Below are 20,499 nucleotides of genomic sequence, written 5' to 3' on the forward strand. Positions count from 1 at the left end.
ACCATGACGTCTTCGAAGCGAAACCGCGCCGACGCCCTGCCCCAGGACCTCCAGGAGGCGCTGCGCCGCCGGCTGGCCGGCCGGGCGGGCGCCGCCGGCCCGGCAGCCCGGCCCGGCATCCCGCACGCCGACCGGACCCGGCCGTTGCCGCTGTCCTTCGCCCAGCAGCGGCTGTGGTTCCTGGACCGGCTGCGCCCCGGCGACGCCCGCTACAACAGCGCGGTCGCGCTGCGGTTCACCGGCCCGCTCGACCGCGACGCGCTCGCCCGGGCGCTGGCCACCGTGGTGGCCCGCCACGAGGCGCTGCGCACCACGTTCGAGGAGGCCGACGGCCGCCCGGTGCAGATCGTGCACCCGGCCGGCCCGGTACCGCTGCCGGTCCGGGAAGGGGCCGCGGACGGGCCGGACGCCCTGCGGGCCGCGCTGCTGGCCGAGTACTCCCGCCCGTTCGACCTGAGCACCGGCCCGCTGCTGCGCGCCCTGCTGCTGCCGGAACCGCCCGGGTCGCACGTACTGCTGCTGACCGCGCACCACATCGTCACCGACGGCTGGTCGATGGGGGTGCTGCTGGAGGAGCTGTGCACCGCCTACGAGGCCCTGGCCCGCGGCGCGGTGCCCGACCTGGCGCCGGTGGCCACCCAGTACCCGGACTTCGCGGTGTGGCAGCGCGAACAGCTCTCCGGACCCGCGCTGGAGCGCCGGCTCGGCTACTGGAAGGAGAAGCTGTCGGGCGTGGCGGCGCCCCGGCTGCCGCTGGACCGGCCCCGCCGCGGCGAGGAGTCGGGCGCCGGCGCGGTGCACACCTTCACCGTGCCGGCGGCCACCGTCTCCCGGCTGCGGGACCTCGCGACCGAGCGGCACACCACCCTGTTCACCGCCCTGGTCGCGGGCTGCCAGGCGCTGCTGGCCCGCTGGTCCGGGCAGGACGACATCGCCGTCGGCTCGCTGATCCCCGGCCGCCCCCGCACCGACCTGGAGCGGGCCGTCGGTTTCTTCGCCGGCACCGTCGTGCTGCGCGGCACCGTCGAGACCGGCGGCACCTTCCGGGACCTGCTCGGCGGCACCGCCGAGACCGTCAACGACGCCTTCGCGTACGGCGACACCCCCTTCGAACGCCTCGTGGAGGCCGCGGGCGCGACCCGGGAGGCGGGCCGCAACCCCCTGTTCGACGTGATGGTCCTGCTCCACCCCGCCCCGCCCGCCGCCCCCGCCCCGCAGGGCCTGGCCACCTCCCCGGTCACCGTGCCGCGGCAGGCGGCCACCTTCGACCTGAGCGTGGAGTTCGTGCCCGACGGGGACCGGCTGACCGGCCTGCTGGAGTACCGCACCGACCTGTTCGACCCGGCCACCGCGCGGCGGATGGCGGACCAGCTGCTGCGCACCCTGGAGGGCGCCGCCGCCGAACCGGACCGGCCGCTGGACACCCTCGCCCTGCTCTCCCCGGGGCAGGCGCGGCGGCTGACGGCCGACTGGAACGCGACCGCCCGGCCGGTCCCGGCCGCCACCTGCCCCGAGATCTTCCAGCGCCAGGCGGCCCGCACCCCGCACGCCACCGCGCTGGTCGCCGGGGACGTGCGCCTGGACTACGCGGAGCTCAACGCCCGCGCCAACCGGCTGGCGCACCACCTCATCGCCCTCGGCGCCGGCCCCGAACGGCTGGTCGCCCTGCGGCTGCCGCGCACCGCCGACATGGTGGTGGCGATGCTCGCCGTGTGGAAGTCCGGCGCCGGCTACCTGCCCATCGACTCCGCACTGCCCGAGGAGCGCGTCCGGTTCCTGCTGGCGGACGCCCGGCCGGCCCTGGTGCTGGACGAGGCCGCGCTGCGGTCGGTACCCGGGACCGCCCCGGACACCGACCCGGCCGACACCGACCGGCTGGCACCACTGCACCCGGAGAACACCGCGTACGTCATCTACACCTCCGGCTCCACCGGCCGGCCCAAGGGCGTCGCCGTCCCGCACCGCTGCCTGAGGAACCTGCTCGCCGGGCACCGGGAGGGATTCGTCGCCGAGGCCGGCGGCGGCCCGCTGCGGGTGGCGCTGACCGCGTCGTTCTCCTTCGACACCTCGCTGGAGGGGGTGCTGCTGATGGCCGACGGCCACCCGCTGCACCTGGTCGACGAGGACACCCGGCTCGACGCGGCCGCCCTGGTCGGGTACGTCGTCGAACACCGGGTGGACTTCCTCGACCTGACCCCCTCCCACCTGCGGCAGCTGCTCCCCGCGGGACTGCTCACCGACCCCCGCCACCGCCCGCGGGTGCTGATGCTCGGCGGCGAGGCGGTCGGCCCCGGCCTGTGGCGCGAACTGGCCGGCCACCGGGACACCGCCGCGTACAACTTCTACGGACCCACCGAGTGCACGGTCGACGCCCTGGCCTGCCGGATCGAGGGCGCGGACCGACCGCTGGTCGGCCGGCCGCTGCCCAACGTGCGGGCCCATGTGCTGGACCGCCGGCTCCAGCCGGTGCCGCCCGGCGTGGGCGGCGAGCTGTACCTGGCCGGCGACCAGCTGGCCCGCGGCTACGCCGGCAGGCCGGGCCTGACCGCCGCCCGCTTCGTGGCCGACCCCTTCGGCCCGCCCGGCACCCGGATGTACCGCACCGGCGACCTGGCCCGCTGGACGCCGGACGGCCGGCTGGACTACCTCGGGCGCGCCGACGACCAGGTCAAGGTGCGCGGCCACCGGATCGAGCCGGGGGAGGTCGAGGCGGCCCTGCTGGACCTGCCCGGCATCGCCGCCGCCGCCGTGGTCGCGGTGGCCGACGCGACCGGCCACCACCGGCTCGCCGCCTACCTGGTGCCCGCCGCCGGCGCCGCCGCGCCCGCCGCCCCCGCGCTGCGGGACGCCTGCCGCCGGGTGCTGCCCGACCACATGGTGCCGTCCTCCTTCACCGCCCTCGCCGCCCTGCCGCTGACCACCAGCGGCAAGCTGGACCGCCGTGCGCTGCCCGCGCCCGACCCCGACGCCGCCCCGCGGGACCGGGAGTTCGTCGCCCCGCGCACCCCCGGCGAGGAGACGCTCGCCGGCATCTGGTCCGACGTGCTGGGCGTGGCCCGGGTCGGCGCCACCGACAACTTCTTCGAGCTGGGCGGCGACTCCATCCTCAGCATCCAGGCCGTCTCCCGGGCCCGCGCCGCGGGCCTCCGGCTCAGCTCGCGGGACGTCTTCCGCCACCAGACCATCGCCGACCTGGCGGCCGCCGCGGCCCGCCGCACCCCCGCCGCGCCCGCCGCGGACCGGCCGCGGCACGACGGCCCCGCCCCGCTCACCCCGGTCCAGGAGTGGTTCTTCGCCACCCACGGCCCGCTGCGGCACTTCAGCATGTCGATGCTGCTGGACCTGCCGGGCGACCTGGACGAGCCGGCCCTGCGCCGGGCCCTGGAGGCGGTGGCCGCCCACCACCCGGCGCTGCGGACCCGGTTCGCCCCCGCCGGGGACACCTGGGAGCAGCACCCCGGCGCCGGTCCGGCCACCGGCCTGCTCACCCGCCACGACCTGTCCGGCACCACCGCGGCGGACCTGCCGGCGGCGGTGACCGAGGCCGCCGGCACCGCCCGGGCCGCGCTCGACCCGGCCACCGGCGCCCTGCTGCGCGCGGCCCTGCTGCTGTTCCCGGACGGCCGCCGGCCACAGCTGTTCCTCACCGCCCACCACCTCGCCGTGGACAGCGTCTCCTGGCGCATCCTCCTCGCCGACCTGGAACGGGCCTACCGGCAGGTGTCCGCCGGCGAACCGGTGCTCCTGGAGCCGGTCACCACCCCGTTCACCGAGTGGGCCGCGCAGCTGTCCCGGCGGGTACGGGCCGGTGAGCTGGACGCGGACCTGCCGTACTGGACCGCGGAGACCGCCACCCCGCGCACCCCGCTGCCCGTCGACCGCCCCGGCACCCCGCTCGCCGGGTCGGTCCGCACCGTCCGCACCCGGGTGGACCGGGCGACCACCGACGCGCTGCTGCGCCGGGTGCCCGGGGTCTACCGCACCCAGGTCAACGACGTGCTGCTGAGCGCGCTGGGCCGGGTGCTCGCCGACTGGGCGGGCAGCGAACGGGTGACCGTCGCGCTGGAGGGCCACGGCCGCGAGGACCTGAACGACCCCGCCGGCCCCGCCGACCGGGGCGGCGACGAACCCCTCGACGTGTCCCGGACGGTGGGCTGGTTCACCACCCAGTACCCGGTCACCCTCACCCCGGCCGGGCCGCCGGACGCGCCGGACTGGGGCGCCACCCTCAAGGCGGTGAAGGAACGGCTGCGGGCGGTGCCCCGGCGCGGGCTCGGCTACGAGGCGCTGGCCCGCCTCGGCTCGCCGGACCCGGCCGCCGCCGCGCTGCGGGAACTGCCGCTGCCCCAGGTGTGCTTCACCTACCACGGCCAGTGGGACGGGCCCGCGGGACGGGACTTCGCCCCGGCCGCCGAGGCGCCCGGCCGCGACATGGCGGCCGATGAACCGCTGGACCACCTGCTGGACGTCTCGGCCGTGGTGACCGGCGGCGAGCTGGAGATCACCTGGCACCACAGCGACCAGGTGCACGACCCGGACACCGTCCGGCAGTTGGCGGACGCCATGGTCCGCGCGCTGACCGGGATCACCGGGCACTGCGCCAGCCCGGACGCCGGCGGCCGCACCCCGTCCGACTTCCCGCTGGCCCGCCTGGACCAGGCCGGAGTGGACCGGATCGCCGGCGACGGCCGCGACGTGGAGGACGTCCTCCCGCTCACCCCGCTGCAGGAGGGCATGCTCTTCCACCGCCTGGTCGGCGGCCCCGACGACGTCTACCTGGACCAGGCCGCCCTGCTGCTGGACGGGGTGGCCGACCCGCGGGCGTTCGCGCTGGCCTGGCAGCGGGTGACCGACCGCACCCCCGCGCTGCGGACCTCGGTGGTGTGGGAGTCGGTGCCCGTCCCGCTCCAGGTCGTGCACCGCGCGGTCCGGCTGCCGGTCACCCACCTGGACTGGCGCGAGGTGGACCCCGCGGCGCGCGCCGACCGGTTCGACCGGCTCCGCGCCGACGACCTGGCCCGCGGTGTCGGCCTCGCCGAGGCGCCGCTGATGCGGCTCACCCTGGTCCGGCTCCCCGACGCCCGCCTGCACCTGCTGTGGACCTCGCACCACATCATCCTGGACGGCTGGAGCCTGGCCCAGGTGCTGACCGACGTGTGCGAGGAGTACGCGGCCCTCACCGCCGGCAGCGCCCCGCCGGCCCCCGCGCGCCGGCCCTTCGGCGACTACGTCCGGTGGCTGGCCGACCAGGACGCGGACGCCGCGCGGGCCCACTGGCGCGCCGCCCTCGACGGCTTCGCCACCCCGACCCCGCTCCCCGTCGACCGGCCCCCGCGCGAGGCGCACCGCTCCCGGTCCGCGCGCGTCCACCAGGCCGCGCTGTCCGCCACGGCCTCCGCCCGGCTCGCCCGCACCGCCCGGGACACCGGGCTCACCCTGGGCACCGTGGTGCAGGGCGCCTGGGCGCTGCTGCTGTCCCGCTACGCCGCGGAGCCCGACGTGGTGTTCGGCACCACCGTCTCCGGGCGCCCCGAGGACCTGCCCGGCGTGGAGTCCATGGTCGGCATGTTCATCAACACCCTGCCCACCCGGGTCCGGGTCGACGGCCGGCGCACCGCCGCCGAGTGGCTGCGGGAACTCCAGGCGGCCGAGGCCGAGTCACGGCGCTTCGCGGCCGTCTCGCTCGCCGAACTGACCGGCCTGTCCGAGGTGCCGTCCGGCACCCCGCTGTTCCACAGCATGGTCGCCTTCGAGAACTACCCCTTCGACGAGGCCCGCACCGCGGGCGCCGGGGTGCGCCTGCTGGACGTCGCGTCCCGGGACGCCACCAACTACCCGCTGGTGCTCCGCGCCCACCACGGCGAGCGGCTCGGCTTCGACCTCGCCTACGACCCGGAACTCTTCGACGCCGCGACCGTCCGGGCCCTCGCCGACCGGCTGTGCCTGCTGCTCACCGGGATCGCCGCCGACCCCGGCCGCCCGCTGCGCGCCCTGCCCTGGACGACCGCCGGGGAACGCCGGCGGATGCTGGAGGACTGGAACGGCACCGAACGCGGCCGCCCGGCGCACACCCTCGTCGACCTCTTCGAGGCGCAGGCCGCCAGGACCCCCGGCGCCACCGCCGTCAGCTTCCGCGACGAGCACCTCGACTACGCCGCGCTGGACACCCGCGCCGCCCGGCTCGCCCACCGGCTGGCCGAGGCGGGGGCCGGCCCCGAACGCTTCGTGGCGCTCGCCCTGCCCCGCTCCGCGGACCTGGTGGTGGCGGTGCTGGCCGTGCTGAAGACGGGCGCCGCCTACCTGCCGATCGACCCCGGGCAGCCCGCCGAGCGGTTCGCCGGACTGCTCCGGGACACCGCACCGGTGATGCTGGTGACCACCTGCGAGGCCGCCGGGCGCGCGGCCGGCACCGCCGTGCCCGTCCTGCCGCTGGACGACGCCGCGGTACGGGCCGACCTGGCGCGCCGCCCCGCGGCCGCCGGCCCCGCCCGCCGCCCGCTGCCGGAGCACCCCGCCTACGCCATCTTCACCTCCGGCTCCACCGGCCGGCCCAAGGGCGTGGTGGTGCCGCACGCCAACGTGGTGCGGCTGTTCACCCGCACCCGGCACTGGTTCCGCTTCGACGAGCGCGACGTGTGGACGCTGTTCCACTCCTACGCCTTCGACTTCTCGGTGTGGGAGCTGTGGGGGGCGCTGCTGCACGGCGGACGGCTCGTCGTCGTCCCCGAGGACACCGCCCGCTCCCCGGAGGACTTCCTGCGCCTGCTCGCCGACGAGCGGGTCACCGTCCTCAACCAGACCCCGTCGGCCTTCCACCCGCTGGCGCGCGCCGACGCCGAACTTCCCGAGGTGAGCGCCCGGCTGGCGCTGCGCACGGTGATCTTCGGCGGCGAGGCGCTGGACGTCGAGCGGCTCACCGACTGGTACGCGCGCCACCCCGACACCGCCCCGCGGCTGGTCAACATGTACGGCATCACCGAGACCACGGTGCACGTCACCCACGCGCCGCTGGAACGCGGCACGACCGGCACCGGCGCCGCCGGGCCCATCGGCACCGGCATACCCGACCTGCGGGTGTACGTGCTCGACGACGGCCTGGCCCCGGTACCGCCCGGCGCCGTCGGCGAGCTGTACGTGGCGGGGGAGGGCCTGGCCCGCGGCTACCTCGACCGGCCCGGCCTGACCGCGTCCCGCTTCGTGGCCGACCCGTTCGGGCCGGCTGGCGGCCGCATGTACCGCACCGGCGACCGGGCCCGGTGGCGGGCCGACGGCACGCTGGAGTACCTGGGCCGCGCCGACCAGCAGGTGAAGGTGCGCGGCTACCGCATCGAACCCGGCGAGATCGAGGCCGCGCTGCACACCCACCCGGCCGTCGGCGCCGCCGCGGTGGGCGTGTACCAGGACGGCTCCGGCACCCGGCGCTTGGTGGCGCACGTCACCGGCACCGGGGCCGCCGCCGCGCCGTCCGCCGCCGAACTCCGCGCCCACCTGGAGCGCCTGCTGCCCGCTCACATGGTGCCCGCCGCCTATGTGCCGCTGGCCGCCCTGCCGCTCACCGCCAACGGCAAACTCGACCGGCGCGCGCTGCCCGCGCCGGGCCCCGACGGCTTCGCCGCCGGCACCGACCGCACCCCGCCGCGCACCGCCGCCGAACGCCTGGTCGCCGCCGCCTGGGCGGAGGTGCTGGACACCGCCGAGGTCGGGGCGGGCGACGACTTCTTCGCCCTCGGCGGCGACTCCATCCTCGCCGTCCGCGTCACCTCCCGGCTGCGCGCGGCCTTCGGCGCCGACGTCTCGCCCCGGCTGCTGTTCACCCACCCCACGGTGGCCGCCCTGGCCGCCGCCCTCGGCGCCCCGGCCCGGCCCGGCACCGCGCCCACGAGGACCATCCCGGCCACGGACCCGGACACCCCCGGGCCGCTCTCCCACGCCCAGCAGCGCCTGTGGTTCCTGGACCGCTTCGAGCCGGACAGCACCGAGTACACGACGCTGTCCGTGCTGCGCCTGCGCGGCCCGCTCGACGAAGCGGCCCTGCGCACCGCGCTGGACGGCCTGGTGGCCCGGCACGAGTCCCTGCGCACCACCTTCGAGGAGCGGGACGGCCGCGCCCGGCAGCGGGTCCGGCCGCCGCACCCGGCGGACCTGGTGTCCACCGACCTCACCGGCGGGCCGGACGGCCCGGCGGCCCTGGACGCCTTCGTGGAACGCGTCGCCGCCACCCCCTTCGACCTGGGCACCGGGCCGCTGCTGCGCGCCCGGCTGGCCCGCCTGGCCGCCGGCGAGCACGTGCTGGTGCTGGCCGTCCACCACATCGTCACCGACGGCTGGTCCCTCGGCGTCCTCGGCCGCGACCTGGGCGAGCTGTACACGGCGGCGCGGGAGGACCGCCGCCCCCGGCTGCCCGAGCTGCCCGTGCGGTACGCCGACTACGCCGCCTGGCAGCGGGCCGGCGCCGACCGGACCGGGGAACAGCTCGCCTACTGGCGCGAGGCGCTGGACGGCCTGGCGCCGCTGGAGCTGCCGACCGACCGGCCGCGTCCCGCCGTGCGCACCCGCGCCGGCGCCCTGGTGACCTTCGACCTGACCGCCGGACTGACCGAGCGGCTGCGCGAGCGGGGCCGGGACGCCGACGCCACCTTGTACATGACCCTGCTGGCCGCCTGCACGGTCCTGCTCGCCCGCTGGGCGGACCAGGAGGACGTCGCCGTCGGCACCGTGACCGCCGGCCGGGAACAGCCCGAACTCCACGACGTGGTCGGCATGTTCGTCAACACCCTGGTGCTGCGCACCCGGGTGCGCCCCGGCGCGTCGTTCCGCGAGACGCTGGCGCAGGTGCGGGATACCGTGCTGGCCGCCTTCGCCCACCAGGACGTGCCCTTCGAACGGCTGGTGGACGACCTCCGGCCGGAGCGGGACACCAGCCGCACCCCGCTGTTCCAGGTGATGGTCGCGCTGCACAACCTCGGCGCCGAGGCCCCCCGGCTGCCGGGTCTGGACGTCGAGCCGGTGGCACCGCCGGTCCGGCACGCCGCTTTCGACCTCGCCTTCGACTTCGTGGAACGGGACGGCGGCGGCCTCACCGGCCACCTGGAGTACGACACCGGCCTGTTCGACGCGGACACCGCCGAACGCCTGGCCGCCCGGCTGGGCCTGCTGCTGGAGGCCGTCGCCGAGGACCCCGGCCGGCAGACCGGCGCGCTGCCGCTGATGACCGCCACCGAGCGGCACCAGGTGCTCCGGGAGTGGCAGGGCGCCCCGCTGCCGGTGCCGGACACCACCTTCCCCGCCCTGTTCGAGGCCCAGGCCGCCCGGTCCCCGCGGGCCACCGCCCTGGTGGCGCGGGACACCACGCTCGACTTCGCGGCCCTGGAGGACCGGGCCAACCGGCTGGCCCACCACCTCATCGCGCTGGGCGTTGGCCCCGAGCGCGTGGTGGCGCTCCGCCTGCCGCGCACCTCGGACCTGCCGGTGGCGCTGCTCGCCGTCCTCAAGGCCGGCGGCACCCTGCTCTGCCTCGACCCGGAACTGCCCGCCGAACGGGTCACGTTCCTGCTGGCGGACGCCGCCCCGCACACGGTCCTCACCACCGGCACGCTGCGCGAGGTGCCCTGGGAGCGGCTGCCCGGACACGCCCCCACCGACACCGACCGGCTCGGCCCGCTGGACCCGCGGAACACCGCCTACATCACCTACACCTCCGGCTCCACCGGACGCCCCAAGGGCGTCGCGGTGGAACACCGCCACCTGGTCAACCTCGTCCACGACCACCGCGAGGGACTGGTGGCACCGCACACCGCGGACGGTCGGCGGCTGCGCGCCGCGCTCAGCGCCTCGTTCTCCTTCGACACCTCCTGGGAGGGGCCGCTGCTGCTCGCCCTTGGCCAGGAGGTCCACCTCGTCGACGAGGACGTACGGCTGGACCCGGACGCGTTCTGCGCCCAGGTCGCCGAGCGGCGCCTGGACCTGGTGAACGTCACCCCGTCCTTCCTCCGCGAACTCCTCACCGCCGGACTGCTCGCACCCGGCCGCCACCACCCCCGCCTGCTGCTGGTGGGCGGCGAGGCGATCGACACCGCCACCTGGCGGGAGCTGGGCGCGGCCGGCCGGGACCTCGGCGTCACCGCCTACAACGTGTACGGGCCCACCGAGTGCACCGTCGACGCGGTCTACGGGCGCTGCGCGGACCGGGCCGGCCCCCCGGTCATCGGCCGCCCCGGCCGCAACCTGCGCGCCTACGTGCTCGACGGCGCGCTGCGGCCGGTGCCCCCCGGCGTCCCGGGCGAGCTGTACCTGGCCGGGGCGCAGGTGGCCCGCGGCTACCTGCACCGGCCCGGCCTCACCGCCGCCCGCTTCCTGCCCGACCCCTTCGCCGCCCCGGGCGGGCCCGCGGGCGGCCGGATGTACCGCACCGGCGACCGGGCCCGCTGGGACGCGCGCGGGAACCTGGAGTTCCTGGGCCGCGCCGACGAGCAGGTGAAGATCCGCGGGTTCCGCATCGAGCCCGGCGAGGTGGAGGCCGCCCTCCTGGACCACCCGGACGTCACCGAGGCGGTGGTGGCCGCCCGCGAACACGCCGGCCGCACCATGCTCGTGGCCTATCTGGTGCCCGCCGGCGACCGGACCCCGCCGGCCGACGAACTGCGGGTCCGGCTGCGCCGGACGCTGCCGGACCACATGGTGCCGGCGGCGTTCGTCCCGCTGGCCCGGATACCGCGCACCAGCAGCGGCAAGACCGACCGCCGCGCGCTGCCCGCGCCGCCGGCGCAGCCCGACAGCGGGACCCGCTACGTGGCGCCGCGCCCCGGCACCGAGCAGCGCCTCGCCGCCATCTGGGCACAGGTGCTGGGGATCGAACGGGTCGGCGCCCGGGACAACTTCTTCGCCCTCGGCGGCGACTCCATCCTCAGCATCCAGATCGTCTCCCGCGCCCGCCAGGCCGGCCTCGCCCTCACCACCAAGGACGTCTTCCGCCACCAGACCGTCGCCGAACTGGCGCTGTGCGCCGCCGCGGTGGACCCCCGGCCGGCCACCGCCGGCGACACCCCGCCCGCGGAGGCCCCGCTCGGCCCCATCCAGCGCTGGTACCTCGACGGCCGCCGCCCCGGCGACCCGCTCCGCTTCACCATGACCCACCGGCTGGAACTGGCCCCCGGCACCGACCTGGCGGCCCTGGCGCCGGCGGTCGGCGCGCTGGTGCGCCACCACGCCGCCCTGCGCACCCGGTTCCGCCGCACCGGAACCGCCTGGGACCAGGAGGTCCTGCCGGACGCGCCGGACGGCGTCCTCACCCGCCACCACCTGGCGGAGCCGGACGCCCCCGCGCTGGAGGCGGCGGTGCGGCGGCTGACCGAGGAGGCGCAGGTCTCGCTCGCCCCCACCGAGGGCCGGGTGGCCCGGTTCCTGGTCCTCGACCTCGGGCCCGGCCGCCCCGCGCAGCTCGTGATCACCGTCCACCACCTGGTGGTCGACGGCGTCTCCTGGCGCATCCTGCTCGGGGACCTGGCGGCCGCGTACCGCGCGGCCGCCGCCGGGCGGCCGGTGGAACTGCCGCCGGTGGGCACCGCGTACGGCAGCTGGACGGCGCGGCTGGAGCGGCACACCCGCTCCGGGGCCCTCGACGGCGACCTCGCCTACTGGACGCGCACCGCCGCCGCCCCGGCCGGGCTGCCCGCCGGCCGCCCCGGTCCCAACACCCACGGCACCGCCGCCACGCTCACCGTCGCCCTCGGGGCCGAGGAGACCGACGCCCTGCTGCGCCGGGTGCCCGACGTCTACCGCACCCAGGTCAACGACGTACTGCTCAGCGCCCTGGGCCGGACCCTGGCCCGCTGGTGCGGGCGGGACACCGTCCTGATCGGCGTGGAGGGCCACGGCCGCGAGGACCTCTTCGACGACCTGGACCTGTCGCGGACCGTGGGCTGGTTCACCGCCGAGTTCCCGCTCGCCCTCAGCGTCGACCCCGCCGCCGGCTGGCACGACACCCTCCGGTCGGTCAAGGAGCAGCTGCGCGCCGTGCCGCTGCACGGCCTCAGCCATGGCGCGCTGGCCCGCCTGCTGCCCGGCAGCCCGCTCGCCGGCGCCCCGGCGCCGGCGGTCGGGTTCAACTACCACGGGCAGTGGGACGCGGCGGCCGCCGGACCGCAGGACGGCGGACTGTACCGGGCCGCGCTGCCGCCCACCGGCCGGGACACCGACCCCGACGAGCCGCGCCCGTACCTGCTCGACGTCACCGGCGTGGTCCAGCAGGGCCGGCTCGAACTCGGCTGGACCTACCCGGCGGCCGTCCACGACGAGGCCACCGTGCGGCGCCTGGCCGAGGAGATGTGCGCGGCGCTCCGCGAGATCGTGGCGCACTGCGCCCGCCCCGACGCCGGCGGGCGCACCCCCTCGGACTTCCCGCTCGCCGGACTCGACCAGGCCCGGCTGGACCGGCTGCTCGGCGACGGGCGGCACGCGGCGGACGTGCTGCCGCTGACCCCGCTCCAGTCCGGCATGCTCTTCCACGGCCTGGTCGACACCACCGACGCCTACCTCAACCGGACGGCGGTCCGGCTGTCGGGGGTCGCCGACCCGCGGGCGTTCGCCGCGGCCTGGCAGCAGGTCGCCGACCGCACCCCCGCGCTGCGCACCAGCGTCCACTGGCAGTCGCTGCCCCACCCGGTACAGGTGGTGCACCACCGGGCCGCACTGCCCGTCACCCACCTGGACTGGCGCCGGCTGACCCCCGGGGAGCGCGAGGCGGCGACCGAGCGGCTGCTCGCCGAGGACCGCGCCGCGGGCATGGACCTGACCACCGCGCCACTCACCCGGGTCGCACTCGCCGCGCTCCCCGGTGACGAGCTCCTGCTGCTCTGGTCCTCCCACCACCTGATCCTGGACGGCTGGAGCACCGGGCAGCTCCTCACCGAGGTGTGCGAGCGCTACGCGGCGCTCACCGGCGGCCCGGACACCGACCCGCCCGCCCGGCGGCCGTACCAGGACTTCCTGCGGTGGCTGCGCGACCAGGACGCGGACGCCGCCGAACGGTACTGGGCCGACGCCCTCGCCGGCTTCACCGCCCGCACCCCGCTGCCCTACGACCGCACCCCCGCCGAGGAACACCGCGCCCGCTCCGCCGCCGCCGTCCACCACGAGCTGGACGAGCGGGTCTCCCGGCGGCTGCGAACGGCCGCCGCCCGCGCCGGGCTGACCGTCGGCACCGTGGTGCAGGGCGCCTGGGCGGTGCTGCTGGCCCGCCACAGCGGCCGCGACGACGTGGTGTTCGGGACCACCGTCTCCGGGCGCCCGGCCGAACTGCCGGGCGTGGCCGACATGGTCGGCATGTTCATCAACACCGTGCCCACCCGGGTCCGGGTGCCCGCCGCCGGCGGCGTGCTGGACTGGCTGCGCGACCTCCAGCGGCAGCAGAGCGAAGCCCGGAACGCCGACTTCCTCGCCCTGCCGCGCATCCAGGCGGTGAGCGACGTCCCGACGGGCGAGGCGCTCTTCGACAGCATGGTGGTGTTCGAGAACTACCCGGTCGACGAGTCGGCCGGGGACCGGACCGGCGTGCGCGTCGAGGAGGTGCGCGCCGAGGACGCCACCACCTTCCCGCTGTGCCTGCGCGCCCACCTGTCGGACCGGCTCGGCTTCGACCTGGCCTACGACGCCGCGCTGTTCGACCACGCCACGGTGGAACGCGCCGCGGCCCGCCTGGCCGTGCTGCTCACCGCGCTCGCCGACGGCCCCGACCGCGACCTGCGCGATCTGCGGCCGCTCAGCACCGCTGACCGGCGGCTGCTGGAGGAGTGGCGCGCCACCGCCCGGCAGGTGCCGCCGCGCAGCCCGGTGGACCTCTTCGCCGAGCAGGCACGCCGCGCCCCGGACGCGGTCGCGCTGTGCGACGGCGACCGCCGGGTCGGCTACCGGCAGCTCGCCGACTGGTCGGACCGCCTGGCGGCCCGGCTGGTGGCCGGCGGCCTGGCGGCCGAGGAACGGGTGGCGCTGCTCATGGACCGGTCCGCCGAACTGGTGGTGGCGCAGCTCGCGGTGCTCAAGGCGGGCGGCGCCTACCTGCCGGTGGACACCCGGGCCCCCGAGGAGCGGCGCCGGGACCTGCTCGCCCGGGCCGGCGCCACCGTCCGGCTCACCGCCGGTGAGGTGGCCGCCGCGCGGACCGCCGGCCCGCCGGGACCGGCCGGACCGCCCGCGGACCCCGACCGGCTCGCCTACGTGATGTTCACCTCCGGCTCGACCGGGGAGCCGAAGGCGGTCGCGGTGCGCCACCGCGACGTGGCCTCGCTGGGCACCGACAGCCGGTTCGCCGGCGGGGTGTGCGCGGCGGTACCGCTGCACTCGCCGGCCGCCTTCGACGCCGCCACCTTCGAGGTGTGGGCGCCGCTGCTGACCGGCGGCCGCGTGGTGGTCGCCCCCGACGGGCCGATGGACGCGGCGATGCTGCGGCGGCTGACCGCCGAGGAGGGGCTGACGGCGCTGTGGCTGACCGCCGGGTTGTTCCGGCTGCTGTCCCAGGACGCCCCGGACTGCTTCACCGGACTGCGCCAGGTGTGGACCGGCGGCGACGTGGTGCCCGCGGCGGCGGTGCGCCGGGTGCTGGCCGCCTGCCCCGGACTGACCGTGGTGGACGGCTACGGACCCACCGAGACCACGACGTTCGCCACCGCCTTCGCCCTCGCCGACGCGGCGGCGGTGCCCGGCACGGTGCCGATCGGCCACCCGCTGGACGACATGCGGGCGCACGTCCTCGACGCCGCCCTGCGCCCCGTCCCGCCCGGCTGCGCCGGCGAACTGTTCCTCGCCGGCGAGGGGCTGGCCCGCGGCTACCTCGGCCGCCCCGGCGAGACCGCCGCCCGGTTCCTCGCCGACCCCTGCGGCCCGCCCGGCGCCCGCATGTACCGCACCGGCGACCTGGCCCGGCGGCACCCGGACGGCACCGTGGAGTTCCTCGGCCGGGCCGACGACCAGGTGAAGATCCGCGGGTTCCGGGTCGAACCCGGCGAGGTGGAGGCGGCGCTGGCGGCCCGTCCCGGCGTCGCGGACGTGGCGGTGGCCGTCCGCGAGGACCGGCCGGGCGGCCGGCGGCTGGTGGCCTACGTGGTCGGCCCGGCCGGGCAGGACCCCGAGGGCCTGGCGGAGTTCGCCCGCCGGACGCTCCCCGACTACCTGGTCCCCGCGGCCTTCGTGCCGCTGCCCGCGCTGCCGCTCAGCGGCAACGGCAAGGTGGACCGCGCGGCGCTGCCCGCCCCGGCCCCGGACACCGGCGCCGAACGCGACACGCCGGCCGAGCCGCGCACCGACGCCGAACGCCGCACGGTGGAGATCTTCGCCGAAGTGCTGGGCGCGGACCGGCCGGGGGTGCGGGACGACTTCTTCCGGCTGGGCGGCGACTCCATCCTCAGCATCCGCCTCGCCTCCCGGCTCGCGGAGGCGTTCGGGACCGACCTGTCCCCCCGCGAGGTGTTCACCCACCCCACCCCCGCCGCGCTCGCCGGGCTGCTCACCACCCCGGACACCGGCGCCACCGGGCGCGGTGCGGTCGTCCCGGTCACCCGCGACACCCCCGCCCCGATGTCCTACCCGCAGCAACGGATGTGGTTCCTGGAGGAGTTCGCGCCCGGCGGCGCCGAGTACGTCACCGCGCTGGCGCTGCGGCTGCGCGGCCCGCTCGACACCGCCGCCCTGCGCGCGGCCCTGCGCGCCCTGGTGGCCCGGCACGAGTCGCTGCGCACCACCTTCGACACCGTGGACGGCCGGGGCGTGCAGATCGTGCACCCGCCCCAGGTCGTGCCGCTGCCGCTGCACGACCTGTCCGACCTGCCGGAGGAGGACCGGGCGGCCCGGCTGGAGCACCTGCTGGCGGCCGAGCGCACCCGCACCTTCGACCTGCGCCGCGGCCCGCTGCTGCGGGCCGGGCTGATCCGGCTGGCCGCCGACGACCACGCGCTGACCCTGACCCTGCACCACATCGTCACCGACGGCTGGTCGACCGGCGTGCTCACCGGCGACCTGGCACACCTCTACCGGGCCGAGCGGGACGGCACCGGCGAGCCGCTGCCACCGCTGCCGGTGAGCTACGCCGACTACGCCCACTGGCAGCGCGCGAGGGACGGCTCCGGCACCCAGGACGGCCTCGCCTACTGGAAGGAGCAACTCGCCGGGACCGAGCCGCTGGACCTGCCCACCGACCGGCCGCGCCCGGCGGTGCGCACCCGCGACGGCGCGACCACCCGGCTGGTCCTGCCGCCCGGGACGGCCCGCCGGCTGGCCCGGGTCGGCCGGGACCGGGGGGCCACCCTGTTCACCACCCTGGTCGCCGCCGCGCAGACCTTCCTCGCCCGGCTGTCCGGCGGGCGCGACATCGCCGTCGGCACCGTCACCTCCGGCCGGGACCGGCCGGAGACGCAGAACCTGGTCGGCTTCTTCGTCAACACCCTGGTGCTGCGCTCGCGGGTGGACGCCGCCCTTCCCTTCCCCGCGTTCCTCGACCGGGTCCGGACGACGGTGCTGGACGCCTTCGCCCACCAGGAGGTGCCCTTCGAGCGGGTGGTGGACGAGGTGCAACCGGTCCGCGACACCAGCCGTACCCCGCTGTTCCAGGTCATGGTGGTCCTGCAGAACGCCCCGGCGGCCGACCTGCGCCTGCCCGGACTGGACGTCGAGGACATCGAACCGGAGCTCCGGCACTCGGCGTTCGACCTCACCCTGGAGTTCGCCGAGACCGGCACCGGGGCGCTGCACGGCCTGCTCACCTACAACACCGACCTGTTCGACGCGGCCACCGCCCGGCGGATGGCCGACCAGCTCGGCACCCTGCTGACCGCGGTCGCCGAGGATCCGGACCGCCCACTGGGCGCCCTGCCGCTCGTCCCCGAGCGGGCCCGGCACGCGCTGCTGGACCAGGGGCGGGGCACCGCCCCGCCGGCGCCGCCGCTGCCGCTGCCCGAGTTGTTCCGGCTCCAGGCGGCCCGCACCCCGGATGCCGTGGCGCTGGTGGACGGCGACCGGCAGCTGACCTACGCGGAGGTGGACCGCGCCGCCAACCGGCTGGCCCACCGGCTGATCGGCCGCGGTGCCGGACCCGAGCACGTGGTCGCCGTGGCGCTGCCGCGCGGCGCGGAGACGGTGGTGGCGCAGCTCGCCGTCGCCAAGGCCGGCGCCGCCTTCCTGCCGGTGGACCCGGCGTACCCGCCGCAGCGGCGGGAGTTCATGGTGCGTGACGCGCGGGCGCTGCTGGTCCTGGACGACCCGGCGGACGTCCGGGGCGCGGACGGGCCGGACACCGCCCCCACCGACAAGGACCGGACCGCCCCGCTCACCGCCGACCACCCGGCCTACGTCATCTACACCTCCGGATCGACCGGCGCCCCCAAGGGCGTGGTGGTGACGCACCGCGGCCTGGCGGGCTTCGCCGCGGCCGCCGCGGACCGCTACGCGGTCGGCCCCGGCGACCGGGTGCTGCAGTTCGCCTCGCCCAGCTTCGACGCCTCGGTACTGGAACTGTGCGCCTCCCTGCTCACCGGGGCCACGCTGGTGGCCGGGGAGGAAGGGCCGCTGGTCGGTGAACGGCTGGCCCAGGTGCTCGCCGAGCACCGGATCAGCCACGCCCTGATCCCCCCGGCGGCGCTGGCCACGCTGCCGCCCGAATCCGCCGGTGCGCTGCCGGACCTGCGCACCCTGATCGTCGGGGCCGAGGCGTGCCCGGCGGACCTGGTGGAGCTCTGGGCCCCGGGCCGCCGCATGATCAACTCCTATGGGCCGACCGAAGCCACCGTGGTCGCCACCTGGACCGGCCCGCTGGCCCCGCACCCGGCCGCCCCGCCGATCGGCCGGCCGGCCGGCGCCACCCGCGTCTACGTCCTGGACAGCGCGCTGCGTCCGGTTCCGCCGGGCGTCACCGGCGAGTTGTACGTGGCCGGGCCCGGCGTCGCCCGCGGCTATCTGAACCGCCCGGGCCTGACCGCCGCCCGCTTCCTGCCCGACCCCTTCGCGCCGGCCCCCACCGGCCCCGACCGCGAGCGGAGGATGTACCGCACCGGCGACCTGGCCCGCTGGGACGCGGACGGTGAACTGCGCTACGCCGGGCGCGTCGACGACCAGATCAAACTGCGCGGCTTCCGCATCGAGCCGGGCGAGATCGAGAGCGCCCTGCGCCGCAGCCCCCGGGTGCGGGACGCGGTGGTCGTGGTCCGCGCCGGCGGACCGAACGGCGAGGCGGCCGACGGCCCCGGCCGGCTGGTGGCGTACGTGGTACCCGCCGAGGGCACCGCGGACGGGCTTCCGCTGCCGGAACTGCGCGAGCACGCGGCCGGGCTGCTGCCGCCGCACATGGTCCCGTCGCTGTTCGTGCCGCTGGCCCGGCTTCCGCTCACCCCGAACGGCAAGACCGACCGGCGGGCCCTGCCCGACCCCGGGCCGGTGCGGCCGGCCGGCCCGCGCACCGCGCCGCGCACCGACACCGAGCGCCGTATCGCCCGCATCTGGGCCGACGTGCTGGGCGTGGACGAGGTCGGCGCCGACGACAACTTCTTCCACCTCGGCGGCGACTCGATCCTGAGCATGCAGGTCGTGTCGCGGCTGCGGCGGGACGGCCTGCACCTGGCCACCCGCGACCTGTTCACCCACCAGACGGTGGCCGAGCTGGCGACCGTCGTCGGTACCGCGCCCAGGGCCACGGGCAGCGGGCCGGTGACCGGGGAGCTGCCGCTGACCCCCATCCAGGAGTGGTTCCTGACCACCCCGCGCGCCGACCACCACCACTTCAACCAGTCGGCGCTGCTGGAACTGGACGGGGCCCCGGACCCGGCGGCGCTGCGGGCGGCCCTGGGGGCGCTGCTGGAGCACCACGACGCGCTGCGCATGCGGTTTACCCGGGACGACGGGGGCTGGCACCAGTTCAACCCGCCGCCGGCCGACGGCGACGCCGAGCTCCTCCGCTACGACCTGGCGGGGCTGTCGTCCGCGGAGGCCGACGCGGCGATGGCGAAGGCCGCCGACGAGGTGCACGCCGGCTTCGACATCGGGCACGGCCCGCTGCTGAAGGCGGCGCTGTTCACCGGCGACGCGGACCGGCCGGCGTTCCTGCTGCTGGTCGCCCATCACCTGGCCGTGGACGCGGTGTCCTGGCGCATCCTCCGGGACGACCTGGAAGCCGCCTACCGGCAGGCGGTGCGGGGCGAGCCGGTGACCCTGGGGGAGCGCACCACTTCCTTCCGGGACTGGGCCCGGCAGCTCGCCGCGCACGTCGCCGAGGGCGCCCTGGACCACGAACTGGCCTACTGGGAGGAGGCGGTGGCCGCCGAGCCGCTACCGGTCGGCCAGGGGCCCGGCGCGGAGCCGGGCGAGGCCCGCACGCTCACCGTGGAGCTGGACGAGGAGGACACCGCGGCGCTGCTGCGCGCCGCGCCGACCGCCTACCGCACCCGTGTCAACGACGTGCTGCTGGCCGCGCTCGCCCTGGCGCTGGCCCGCTGGACCGGACGCGACCGGGTCCCGCTGGACCTGGAGGGGCACGGCCGCGAGGACCTGCTCGACGGGGTCGACCTGTCCCGCACGGTCGGCTGGTTCACCACCGTCCACCCGGTCGCCCTCCATGTGCCCGGGCCGGAGGACCTGAGCCCCTCCCGCGACTGGCGGGCGCTGGTGAAGGCGGTGCGCCGGCAGCTGCGCGCCGTGCCCGGCAACGGGATCGGATTCGGCGCCCTGCGCAGCTACGGCCCGCCGGAGGTGCGCAAGCGGCTCGGCGCGGCGGCGCTCGGACAGGTGGTCTTCAACTACCTCGGCCAGTGGGACGCCCGCCCGGCGGGTTCGGGCAGCGGTCTGGTCCGTGCCGAGCACGGCTCGCTCGGCCGGGATCACGACCCGCGCGACAGCGGCTCGCACCTGCTGGAGGTGGTCGGCGCGGTGCAGGACGGACGCCTCGCCTTCACCTGGCACCACCGCCCCGGCGTGCACGACACGGCGACCGTGGGGCGGGTCGCCGGGGAGTTCGCCGAGGCGCTGCGCCACATCGCCCGGCACGCCCGGGGCGGCCGGTGAGCGCGCCCCCCGCCGGGGAGGGGCGCCGAGGGCGCACCCCGGGGGCGCCCCGGGCGCCGTGCCCGGGGCGCCCGGCCCGGCCGGGCCCGTCCCTGCTGACACAGACACACCGCACACGTTCCGAACGGAGCCGGCCGGCCCGGCCGGTGGACCCGACCCACGACGGGAGAGCGAGAGATGGACGAGAACACCCGCTACCAGGTGCTGCGCAACGACGAGGACCAGTACTCGCTGTGGCCGGTGGAGGTGGAGGTGCCGGCCGGCTGGGAGCCGGCCGGCAAGGAGGGCAGCGAGGCCGAGTGCTCCGCCTACGTGGACGAGGTCTGGACCGACATGCGTCCGCGCAGCCTGCGTGAGCGGATGGAGAACGCCGGGTCCTAGCCGGTGCCGGCGGTGGGGGGGGGGGCGCGCCCCCCCCCCCCCCCCCCCCCCCCCCCCCCCCCCCCCCCCCCCCCCCCCCCCCGC

Annotated in this window: 2 protein-coding genes; both read left to right on the forward strand. The window is 77.3% G+C overall.

Annotated features, from left to right (window positions below; genetic code table 11):
• Nucleotides 1-3 precede the first annotated feature (3 nt).
• Nucleotides 4-20,034, forward strand: a complete 20,031-nt coding sequence (locus ACH4B3_RS21405; RefSeq protein ID WP_398464875.1) for a non-ribosomal peptide synthase/polyketide synthase — start codon at nucleotides 4-6, stop codon at nucleotides 20,032-20,034.
• Between the two features lie 177 nt (nucleotides 20,035-20,211).
• The gene (locus ACH4B3_RS21410) at nucleotides 20,212-20,415 is read left to right on the forward strand and encodes an MbtH family protein (protein WP_398464877.1); all 204 of its coding nucleotides are present in this window, start codon (nucleotides 20,212-20,214) and stop codon (nucleotides 20,413-20,415) included.
• Nucleotides 20,416-20,499: the final 84 nt, after the last annotated feature.

The organism is Streptomyces sp. NPDC018031, from assembly GCF_044327625.1.
Taxonomy (GTDB): domain Bacteria; phylum Actinomycetota; class Actinomycetes; order Streptomycetales; family Streptomycetaceae; genus Streptomyces.

Excerpts from the sequence above, each read along its gene's own strand:
- ACH4B3_RS21405 (WP_398464875.1), top strand. The coding sequence starts at position 4 with ATGACGTCTTCGAAGCGAAACCGCGCCGACGCCCTGCCCCAGGACCTC.
- ACH4B3_RS21410 (WP_398464877.1), top strand. The coding sequence starts at position 20,212 with ATGGACGAGAACACCCGCTACCAGGTGCTGCGCAACGACGAGGACCAG.